The sequence below is a fragment of the Eubacterium sp. MSJ-13 genome, assembly GCF_018918235.1.
GTDB lineage: Bacteria > Bacillota > Clostridia > Lachnospirales > Lachnospiraceae > Butyribacter.
In genome coordinates this window covers 20,698-31,727 of sequence record NZ_JAHLQE010000014.1, presented here as the reverse complement: position 1 = coordinate 31,727, position 11,030 = coordinate 20,698, and the positions used below count along the sequence as shown (strand labels likewise).

Below are 11,030 nucleotides of genomic sequence, written 5' to 3'. Positions count from 1 at the left end.
TTATCGCTTTGTTGCGACAGCGATATTTATCTTACAACATCTTTTCGACATTGTCAAGTATTTTTTTTCAATCTTTTGTATCTCGCCTCACGACCGTCCAATAAATTGAAATTTAGTGGAATGAACCACAACGGAGAAAGAGGGATTTGAACCCTCGCGCCGCGTGAACGACCTACACCCTTAGCAGGGGCGCCTCTTCAGCCTCTTGAGTATTTCTCCATTCAGCAAATTTCTGCTGAGCAAGACCTAGTATACCAACTTTACATCCTCTTGTCAATCATTTTTTTTAATTTTCTTTATTTTTTATTATTTTTCCCTGTTTTTAGGGATTTATACCTGTTTTTAATGGACTTTGATCACTATCCTAAATGTTAAATATACTCTTATCACAATTTATGAATTATGAATATCATACATATTATTCTTTTCATTATCTATTACAACTATTGCTGGAAGATTTTCTACTTCTAATTTTCTTATAGCTTCTGTTCCAAGATCATCATATGCTATCACTTCTGCTTTCTTTATACATTTTGATAGCAATGCACCAGCCCCGCCTATTGCCGCAAAATATACTGCGTTATTCTTATGCATTGATTCTATAACTTTATCCGAACGCTTTCCCTTGCCTATCATGCCCTTTAAACCATGTTCAAGTAACAATGGAGTATATTTATCCATTCGACTACTTGTAGTTGGGCCTGCTGAACCTATGACCTGTCCTTCTCTTGCCGGAGATGGTCCTAGATAATATATTATATTATTCTTCAGTTCAAACGGTATATCACCGCCATTGTTTATTGCCTCATACATTCTCTTATGTGCTGCATCCCTTGCAGTATATATTGTTCCTGTTATATATACATAATCTCCTGCTTTTAATGAATTTACGACTTCATCATCTATCGGTGCATTTATATATCTGTCCATTTATATGCCTCATTTCCTTATTTTTTCTATTCTTAATCCATTGTTGCGTTTCTGCCACGCAGATGTGAACATTAACAATTGCAATCTGCGTCTGCCATAAAAACAATTTATTTTGAAAAAAATAAATTGCCAGCCCTTACTTATTATAGAATAATATTCTCTATTTTTGTGCATAACATATGTAAAGCACAAATCTTAGGTGTAAAAATTTATAAATTTTACATTATTCTCTTTTTATGGCGATTTACATGACAGCACATATTTATAGCGACAGGAAGTCCCGCTATATGCGTCGGATAAGTCTCAATATTTACGCCAAGTGCCGTTATCTTTCCACCAAGTCCTCCCGGTCCGATATTGAGGTTGTTTATCTTTGCAAGGAGTTCCTTTTCAAGCTCTGCTACATATTCTATACTACTTTCACTGTTTATATCTCTTGTAAGTGCCTTTTTGGCAAGCAGTGCACATTTTTCAAATGTTCCGCCTATTCCTACTCCGACTACCACAGGAGGACATGCATTTGGTCCTGCAAGTTTCACAGTCTCTATAACGGCATTTTTAACGCCTTCTATGCCATCGGCTGGTTTTAACATACATACTCTGCTCATATTTTCGCTTCCAAATCCTTTTGGTGCTACGGTTATCTCTACTTTATCTCCCGGAACTATCTCATAATGTATTATTGCTGGTGTGTTGTCTTTTGTGTTTTCTCTTATAAGCGGATCTTTTACTACTGATTTTCTCAGATATCCCTCTGTGTATCCCTCTCTTACACCCTGATTTATGGCATCCTCAAGGCTTCCACCTGTTATATGTACTTCCTGACCGACTTTTATAAATACAACAGCCATTCCTGTGTCCTGACATATTGGAATCTGTTCGTTTTCAGCAATCTCCATGTTTTCTTCAAGCTGGCTTAATATTTTCTTTCCTATTTCTGAATCTTCGACTGCTGCCGAATCTATTATTTTATTTTTTACATCGTCTGAAAGTACATAGTTTGCTTCTATACACATTTCTTTAATGTTCCTTGTAATCTCATCCGTTGAAATTTCTCTCATTTTATCCCTCTTTTCTGCACGCATTTTTTGTATATATCAATTTTGTGCGAAGTGTGTTTAAACATAAATTTTGTTTGATTTTTTATTGATTAATCTATTTCTAAAGCTCCATCTAATCTCTATTTTTTAGATTAGATTTTTATATTTATTTTTCCGTCTTAGTATATTTTGCAATAGAATTGATTTTTTATATTTCAATATAGCCCGGTCGTATTAAACCGGGCTAATAAGATTTATTATTTTATTTCATCTTCCTCGATAAGACCATTCTCAACTTCTTCCGGAATTGTTTCTCTCACACGAGTCATACTTGCTACAACGACTTCTCTATTTTCCGAATCCATTTCAATCATCTTTACTCCCGATGTAATACGTCCAAGAACTGATACTTCATTTACCATAAGCTGTATGATTATACCCTCTGTATTTATAATCATAACTTCAGTATCTTCATTTACGGCTTTAGCTGCTACTACATTACCTGTTTTTTCGGTAATCTTATAACATTTTATTCCTTTTCCGCCACGATGCTGTACTGTAAATTCATCAATTGCCGTTCTCTTACCCATTCCGTATTCAGATACTATAAGTAAATGTTCCCCCTGAGTATTTAACTGCATTGCAACCACTTCATCGTCGTATGAAAGGTTCATACCTATGACACCCATAGATACTCGCCCTGTCGTTCTTACATCGTTTTCGTTAAATCTTATACACTGACCATGCTTTGTAACTAGGAATACATCTTTTGTATTGTCAGTAACCTTAACTTCTATCAGGTCATCATCATCCCTGAGGTTTATTGCCTGAAGTCCTGATTTTCTGATATTGGCATATTCCATGATTGATGTTTTCTTTACAATACCCTTTTTTGTTGCCATAAAAAGATATTTATTTTCGTCATAATCACGGAGCGTTATGACCGCTGTTATCCTCTCATCAGGCATAAGCTGGATAAGGTTGATGATAGCTGTTCCTCTCGCCGTACGACCACATTCAGGTATCTGATATACCTTAAGCCTGTACATTCTTCCCTTGTTGGTAAAGAACATTATATAGTGGTGTGTTGTGGTCATAAGCATATTTTCGATATAGTCATCATCTATCGTCTGCATACCTTTTATACCCTTACCACCACGATGCTGGCTCTTAAAGTTATCTACTGACATACGCTTGATATAACCTAGTTTTGTCATTGTGATGACCGTGTTTTCGTTTGGTATAAGATCCTCCATTGATATGTCAAATTCATCATATCCGATGGATGTTCTTCTGTCATCACCGTATTTGTCACGGATTTCAATTATCTCTTTTTTGACAACACCAAGTAATACCTTGCGGTCCGCAAGGATAGCTCTGTATTCTTCGATTACTTTCTTTAATTCTGCATACTCATTTTCAAGTTTTTCTCTTTCCAGACCTGTGAGTGCACGAAGACGCATCTCGACAATAGAATTTGCTTGCGGTTCGGACAGAGAAAATCTCTCCATAAGTTTTTCCTTAGCTTCTGCTGCTGTCTTTGAGGCTCTTATAAGCTGTATTACCTCGTCTATATTGTCAAGGGCGATAAGCAGTCCCTCGACGATATGTGCCCTTTCCTCAGCCTTGTTTAAGTCGTACTGTGTCCTTCTTGTAACGACTTCCTCCTGATGTTTCAGATAGTATTGAAGCATCTGTAAAAGGTTCATTACAACCGGTTCATTATTTACAAGGGCAAGCATGATAACACCGAATGTGTCCTGTAACTGGGTATGCTTATAAAGCTGGTTAAGAACTATATTAGGATTTACATCTCGCCTAAGCTCGATACAGATACGCATACCTTCCCTGTTTGTTTCATCTCTAAGGTCCGTTATACCGTCAACCCTTTTATCCCTGTGAAGTTCTGATATCTTCTCTATAAGTTTTGCTTTGTTTACCATGTATGGAAGTTCCGTCACGACAATCCTATTCTTACCGTTTTCCATAGGCTCTATATTTGATACGGCACGGACTCTTATCTTACCTCTGCCTGTCCTGTAGGCTTCCTCTATACCGCTTGTTCCAAGAATTTCCGCTCCTGTCGGGAAGTCAGGTCCTTTGATTATTTTTAATAGTTCTTCTATCTCAGTTTCTTTATCTATCTCATAATTATCGATTATCTTTACAACACCATCAATAACCTCACGGAGATTGTGAGGTGGTATATTGGTCGCCATACCTACTGCGATGCCACTTGTTCCATTTACAAGAAGATTTGGAAATCTTGATGGAAGTACAACAGGTTCTTTTTCAGTCTCATCAAAGTTCGGTATAAAATCAACTGTATCCTTCTTTATGTCACGGAGCATCTCTATTGAAATCTTACTAAGTCTTGCCTCCGTGTAACGCATAGCTGCTGCCCCATCACCATCGACCGAACCAAAGTTTCCATGTCCGTCTACAAGAGGGTATCTTGTAGACCAGTCCTGTGCAAGGTTTACGAGTGCTCCATAAATAGAGCTGTCACCATGTGGATGGTATTTACCCATTGTATCACCGACGATACGGGCACATTTACGGTGTGGCTTGTCAGGTCCGTTATTTAATTCTATCATGGCATACATAATACGCCTCTGAACAGGTTTTAGACCGTCCCTTACATCAGGTAAAGCTCTTGCAGCTATTACCGACATTGCGTAATCTATGTATGAGGTCTCCATGGTCTTTTTAAGGTCAACTTCATTAATCTTATCAAAGATATTCTCGTCCATTTTCATCCTCATTTCTGCATTTTGCTAATTTTCATACTAATCCTGCACTGTTTTGCACATATCAAGTTTGTGCAAAGCACAAATATTGGATGTGAAAATTTTGAATTTTCACACTATATATCTAAATTCCTTACATACTTAGCATTTTCCTCAATAAACTGGCGGCGTGGCTCGACTTTATCGCCCATCAATGTATTAAATACCACATTCATTTCCGCCTCAGAATCATTGTCCATGTTTACACGGAGAAGTATTCTCTTTTCAGGATCCATTGTCGTATCCCAGAGCTGCTCTGCATCCATCTCTCCAAGACCTTTGTAACGCTGTATCTTGTTGCTGCTGTCTCGCCCTATCTCCTCAAGTATCTGTGCAAGCTCTTTATCATCATAAGCATAGCGTACAACTTTGTTTCTCTCTACTTTGTAAAGAGGCGGCTGTGCGAGATATACATGCCCCTGCTTGATAAGGTCAGGCATAAATCTGTAAAGGAATGTAAGCATAAGTGTTGCGATATGTGCACCGTCTACATCGGCATCAGTCATTATGACTATTTTATCATATCTTAGCTTTGATATGTCAAAATCTTCACCGATACCTGTACCAAATGCTGTTATCATCGCCTTTATCTCATTGTTTACAAGAATCTTATCAAGTCTTGATTTCTCAACATTTAATATCTTACCACGAAGCGGAAGTATAGCCTGTGTCGCTCTGTTTCTAGCTGTCTTTGCACTTCCTCCGGCTGAATCTCCCTCGACTATATAGATCTCGCAGTTCTTTGGATCTTTATCACTACAGTCGGCAAGTTTTCCAGGAAGGCTTGTACTTTCAAGCGCAGTCTTTCTTCTTGTAAGATCCCTTGCCTTTCTCGCTGCATCTCTTGCCCTCTGTGCAAGTATGGCTTTATCACAGATAAGTTTTGCAACCTGAGGGTTCTGCTCAAGGAAGTATGTGAGCTGTTCGCTCATTACACTCTCAACGGCACCTCTCGCCTCACTGTTGCCAAGTTTCTGTTTAGTCTGACCCTCAAACTGAGGTTCAGAAATCTTTATACTTACGATTGCTGCAAGTCCCTCTCTTATGTCCTCACCGGCAAGATTAGGCTCACTATCCTTGAGAAGTTTGTTTGTTCTTGCATAATCATTAAAACACTTTGTAAGGGCATTTCTAAATCCAGTAAGGTGTGTTCCTCCCTCAGGTGTTGTAATATTATTTACGAAGCTGTATGTGCTTTCTGTATATGAATCATTATGCTGCATTGCAACTTCAACATAAATATTATTTTTAGTTCCCTCACAGTATATAACATCATCATAAAGCGGAGTCTGGCTTTTATTCAGATAATCAACATACTCCTTAATACCACCTTCATAGTGAAAAGCTCTTATCTTAGGCTCTTCAAGTCGTTTGTCTATAAGTGTTATTTTTATCCCCTTTGTGAGGAATGCCATTTCACGAAGTCTCTGTCTAAGTGTATCAAAGTCAAAAACAGTTTCTTCAAAGATTTCTTTATCGGGTAAAAATACAACCTCTGTTCCTCTCTTTGTTGTATCTCCAACGACCTTGAGCGGATACATGACCTTTCCACGCTCATATCTCTGTCTGTACATTTTTCCGTCTTTGTGAATAGTGACTTCAAGCCATTCCGACAAAGCGTTTACAACAGACGCACCTACCCCGTGAAGACCTCCGGATACCTTGTATCCACCGCCGCCAAACTTACCGCCGGCATGAAGGATTGTAAATACAACTTCTACCGCTGGCAAACCTGCTTTTTTATTTATACCTACAGGAATTCCACGGCCGTTGTCTTTTACGCAGATGGAATTATCCTCATTGATCGATACCTCGATCTCAGTACAATATCCTGCCAATGCCTCATCAACTGAATTGTCCACTATCTCATAGACCAGATGATGAAGTCCTCTCACAGATGTACTTCCAATGTACATACCCGGTCTTTTACGCACAGCCTCAAGTCCCTCTAATATCTGAATCTGGTCTGCACCGTATTCACCATTTACTTCTGTTCCCATCTCTTCCTCCATTTCCTGCTAATTAACTGCATTACTTTTTATACTCTCCACTTTATTTCTCTATCTGTACTGTACCATTTGTCACTTTAAAAATTCTGTCTAAAGCAAGACTCTTGTCTATAAATTCTTCGAGTCCAGTACATGTAACTATCGTCTGTATATCACTTATGCTTTCCAGCAGAAAATTCTGCCTGTTTCTGTCAAGTTCCGATAATACATCGTCAAGTAATAATACAGGTGTATCGCCTATTATTTTTTTAACAAGTTCTATCTCTGCAAGTTTAAGTGAAAGTGCACATGTTCTCTGCTGTCCCTGCGAACCATATCTGCGTATATCTATGTCATCATTCATAAAACATATATCATCTCTGTGCGGTCCGACACCTGTGTTGCAAAAATGCAGATCTTTTTCCCTTGTATCTCTTAATTTTTTTGAAAAATTTTCCACTGATATATCAGGCTCATAAAAAACCTTTACATGTTCTCTGCCACCAGTCAATTTTACATTATTTTGTGTGACGATCTCTGAAAGCATTTCCAAAAATTTTGTACGGCTTTTTATTATCTTTGTTCCATACAGAACAAGCTGTTCGTCCCATATATCAAGTGTATCTGCAAGTGATGGCTTATACATTATCTGTTTTAACAATTTATTTCTCTGCTGAAGTACCTTATTGTACTCACCAAGATCATAAAGATAAACATTGTCAAGCTGTGACAATTCCAGATTTACGAATCTCCTTCGCTCTGAAGGTCCGTTTTTTATAATCCTTAAATCTTCCGGAGAAAAGAAGATTATATTTACCATACCAAGCAGTTCACTTGACCGTCTTATCGGAATTCCGTCAATGGCAATTCCCTTTGCCTTATTTTTTCTAAGATGCATATCTATACGGTGTGATATCCCGCGTTTATTTATAAACATGCGTATATGAGCCTCATCACAGCCTATTTTTATAAGTTCCCTGTCATTGCTGCCCTTGTGTGACTTAGTAGTTCCCGCTACGAAAATAGATTCTAAGATATTTGTCTTTCCCTGAGCATTATCGCCATAAAGAATATTTGTATGTTCATGGAAATCAAGTCTGGCAGAATCATAATTTCTGAAATTACCAACCTCTATGGAATCAATTTTCATAACCTTCCCACCTTACTCTCCAATAACAGTAACCTGTTTGCCATCATACTCAAATACATCCTGAGGATAAAGTTTTCTGCCTCTTCTAGTATCAACCTCACCATTAACTTTAACCTCACCATTTTGAACGACAATTTTTGCTTCAACCCCTGAAGAAACAAGGTTTGCAAGTTTAAGTGCCTGACCAAGTTTTATAAATTCATCACTAATCTGTATTGCTTCCATCACAGCCTCCTATCATTTTAATTAAAATTAACCGGTAAAATCAGATAAATATAACTTTCATCCTTATCTCTGATAAAACAAGGTGCCTTAGGATTTATCATATAGAGTGTAATCTCCTCATCATCTATAACCCTTAATGCATCCATTAAGAAACGGGGATTAAATCCTATAAGTATATCTTTTCCCTCCTTAACAGCGTCAATTTCTTCATGCATTGAACCAATTGAGGAGTTCATTGCAAATCCCATACTGTTATCTTTAATATCAATAATAACAGGCTTTTTCTCAGATTCCTTTACAAGAAGCGTAGTTCTGTCAATACTGTCAAGCATCTCTTTTTTATTTACTGTAATCTTTGTTTCATAATCACTTGATAACATTTTATCAATCTTATAGTATTCTCCCTCTATAAGTCTTGATAAAACTATCGTACTGTCAAATTCAAAGAGGATATGTCTGTCAGTAAAATAAATCTTAACTTCATCATCAATTCCGCCATTAAGTATCTTATTTATTTCAATCAAAGTTTTTCCTGGAATAATAACACTTATATTATCGTAATTATTTTTAAGTTCGACTTTTCTTATAGATATTCTATGTCCATCAAGCGAAACAACTTTAAGTGTCGAATCATTGATTTCAAATAATTCACCTGTCATAACCTTGGCATTTTCATTGTCAGAAATACTGAAAACTGTCTGTCTTATGATATCTTTAAGTGTAAACTGTGATATTTCTACATATTTATCTTTTACAATCTGTGGCAGATAGGGAAATTCATCTGTAGGTTTTGCTGAAATATTAAACTTGGCTTTTCCACATTTAATGTTAAGTTGATAAGTTTCATCAACATTTATCTCTACCTCATCGGAAGGTAATTTACGAATAATATCAGAAAAGACCTTGGCACTTATTGCAACGCATCCTTCTTCAACAATCCTACCTTCAATTATAGTTTCAATACCAATTTCAAGATCATTGGCAATCAATTTGATAGTATCATTCTCAGCTTCAAGAACAAGACATTCTAATATAGCCATTGTGGATTTACCAGGAATAGCCTTTAAAACAATATTGATACCTTCAAGTAATTTACTCTTATCACAAATGATGTTCATTGTGTATAACTCCCTTCAGAAATTTATTTGCAAAAAAATATAAAATAATATTAAGGATTTCAGCAGTAGCAGCAGTAGGGGGTGTGGATAAGTTGAAAAGTACCTCTAACCGCTGTGGATACTGAATTTGTCAATATGGATAACTATCTTAACAAATTCTGAATTAATGTTGAAAACTTACATTTTATCAACAATTTAAAAATCATAAACAGTAAAATTGTTGACCTGTTTCAACAAAAAATGTCAATATGTCAATTCTATTTCAACAAAAATCCTGCTAGTCTTCATAGTATAAAAATATTTATTTATTGAGGATCTATTTTCTTATTAAGAACGTCAAGTGTTTTAATAAGATCTTCATTATTATCAGGATCGTTTAATTTTTTTTCAATTATCTCAATGCCGTGTAGTATGGTTGAGTGATGTCGGTTTCCAAGCTTATTGCCAATTTCAGCAAGAGGACTGCTAGTAAGCTGGCGGCATAAATACATACAAATATGGCGTGGAAATGCGATATTTGAGTTACGCTTTGTAGACATGAGGTCTTTTACTGTAATTCCAAAATGATCTGCAACAGTTTCAATAATATAATCTATTGTAATCTGTCGCTTCATATTAGGATTTATCATGTCGGATAAAGCTTCGCGTGCAAGTTCCATTGTTACTTCTTTGCCACAAAGATTAGAAAATGAAATAACTTTATTTATCGCACCCTGAAGTTCTCTTATATTAGAAACAATATTTGAAGCGATATAATCAAGTATCGAATCGTCTATTGCGATATTTTCTTCAATGACTTTTTTACGGAGAATTGCCATTCTGGTTTCATATGTTGGTGTTTTTATATCTACTGTAAGTCCCATTTCAAAACGAGAACGAAGGCGTTCTTCAAGGGTTGTCATGGTAGAAGGATGTTTATCACTTGAGATGATTATTTGTTTACCTTGTTGATGAAGATGGTTAAAGGTATGAAAGAATTCGAGCTGTGTAGCTTCCTTACCTTCGATAAACTGAATATCATCTATAAGAAGAACATCAACTGTTCTATATTTATTTCTAAAATCCTGACGCGCAGTAGAATGTTCATTTTTACTATCACGAACAGCATCAACTATTTCATTAGTAAAAGTTTCACTTGTAACATAAACGACTTTTTTAGATTTATCGTGTTCTAAAATGTAATTAGCTATGGCATGCATGAGATGAGTCTTGCCAAGACCTGCACCTCCGTATATAAAAAGTGGATTATAAGTATCTCCGGGTTCTTCTGCCACTTTTAAAGATGCGGCATGGGCATAGTCATTATTGTCACCCACTATAAAAGTATCGAATGTATAATTAGGATTGATAGAAGGGTTCAGTCTTACTTTTTTTTCTTCTTTTTCAGGAACATTGTTTGAACTTTTAGCATCAAGTTCAGTTAAAGAAATGTAGGTAAGGTCGTAATGGACATTTGTTACTTCTTCAATGGCAACAGAAAGAAAAGTGTTGTATTTTTGCTCAATAAACTGTTTACTGTTGCTTCCAATGCTTGTATCATCTATAAGTACTGTGATAAGGTTATTTTCAATTCCATATAAACTTAATTTCTTGATAAAAGTACGAAAAGATACATCTGAAATGTCAAAATCTATTTTCATACGTTCAAGAATCTCATCCCATCTTTCATAAAGCTCATTTTCCAAGATTTTGTACCTCATTTCTTTAATATTTCACAAATGTGCATAACCTAATACGTATAAACAAAGAAAAATAGGCGCTATTAACACATCATACATACTCATTTTATC

8 protein-coding genes and 1 tRNA gene are annotated in these 11,030 nt (G+C 36.2%); all 9 read right to left on the bottom strand.

Annotation, left to right across the window (positions count from 1 at the left end):
- Nucleotides 1–131 precede the first annotated feature (131 nt).
- Nucleotides 132–219 (bottom strand) — tRNA-Ser (locus KQI69_RS00740).
- A gap of 174 nt (nucleotides 220–393) precedes the next feature.
- Entirely contained in the window at nucleotides 394–930 is a 537-nt protein-coding gene (locus KQI69_RS00735; protein WP_216563370.1) for a Fe-S-containing hydro-lyase, read from the bottom strand.
- A gap of 218 nt (nucleotides 931–1,148) precedes the next feature.
- On the bottom strand, nucleotides 1,149–1,991 hold the full coding sequence (locus tag KQI69_RS00730; protein ID WP_216563369.1) for a fumarate hydratase: 843 nt from the start codon (nucleotides 1,989–1,991) through the stop codon (nucleotides 1,149–1,151).
- A gap of 236 nt (nucleotides 1,992–2,227) precedes the next feature.
- Nucleotides 2,228–4,723, bottom strand: coding sequence for a DNA gyrase subunit A (gene gyrA / locus KQI69_RS00725; RefSeq protein WP_216563368.1), 2,496 nt, complete (start codon nucleotides 4,721–4,723; stop codon nucleotides 2,228–2,230).
- Between the two features lie 113 nt (nucleotides 4,724–4,836).
- The gene (gene gyrB / locus KQI69_RS00720; RefSeq protein WP_216563367.1) at nucleotides 4,837–6,759 is read right to left on the bottom strand and encodes a DNA topoisomerase (ATP-hydrolyzing) subunit B; all 1,923 of its coding nucleotides are present in this window, start codon (nucleotides 6,757–6,759) and stop codon (nucleotides 4,837–4,839) included.
- Nucleotides 6,760–6,811: 52 nt separating this feature from the next.
- On the bottom strand, nucleotides 6,812–7,897 hold the full coding sequence (recF, locus tag KQI69_RS00715) for a DNA replication/repair protein RecF (protein WP_216563366.1): 1,086 nt from the start codon (nucleotides 7,895–7,897) through the stop codon (nucleotides 6,812–6,814).
- Between the two features lie 12 nt (nucleotides 7,898–7,909).
- Nucleotides 7,910–8,122, bottom strand: a complete 213-nt coding sequence (locus KQI69_RS00710) for an RNA-binding S4 domain-containing protein (RefSeq protein WP_055946629.1) — start codon at nucleotides 8,120–8,122, stop codon at nucleotides 7,910–7,912.
- 17 nt (nucleotides 8,123–8,139) lie between these two features.
- Complete coding sequence (gene dnaN / locus KQI69_RS00705; RefSeq protein ID WP_216563365.1) at nucleotides 8,140–9,240, bottom strand: DNA polymerase III subunit beta; 1,101 nt, start codon at nucleotides 9,238–9,240, stop codon at nucleotides 8,140–8,142.
- Between the two features lie 305 nt (nucleotides 9,241–9,545).
- Nucleotides 9,546–10,925: a chromosomal replication initiator protein DnaA gene (gene dnaA, locus KQI69_RS00700; RefSeq protein ID WP_253288932.1), complete on the bottom strand. Its 1,380-nt coding sequence runs from the start codon at nucleotides 10,923–10,925 to the stop codon at nucleotides 9,546–9,548.
- Nucleotides 10,926–11,030 lie beyond the last annotated feature (105 nt).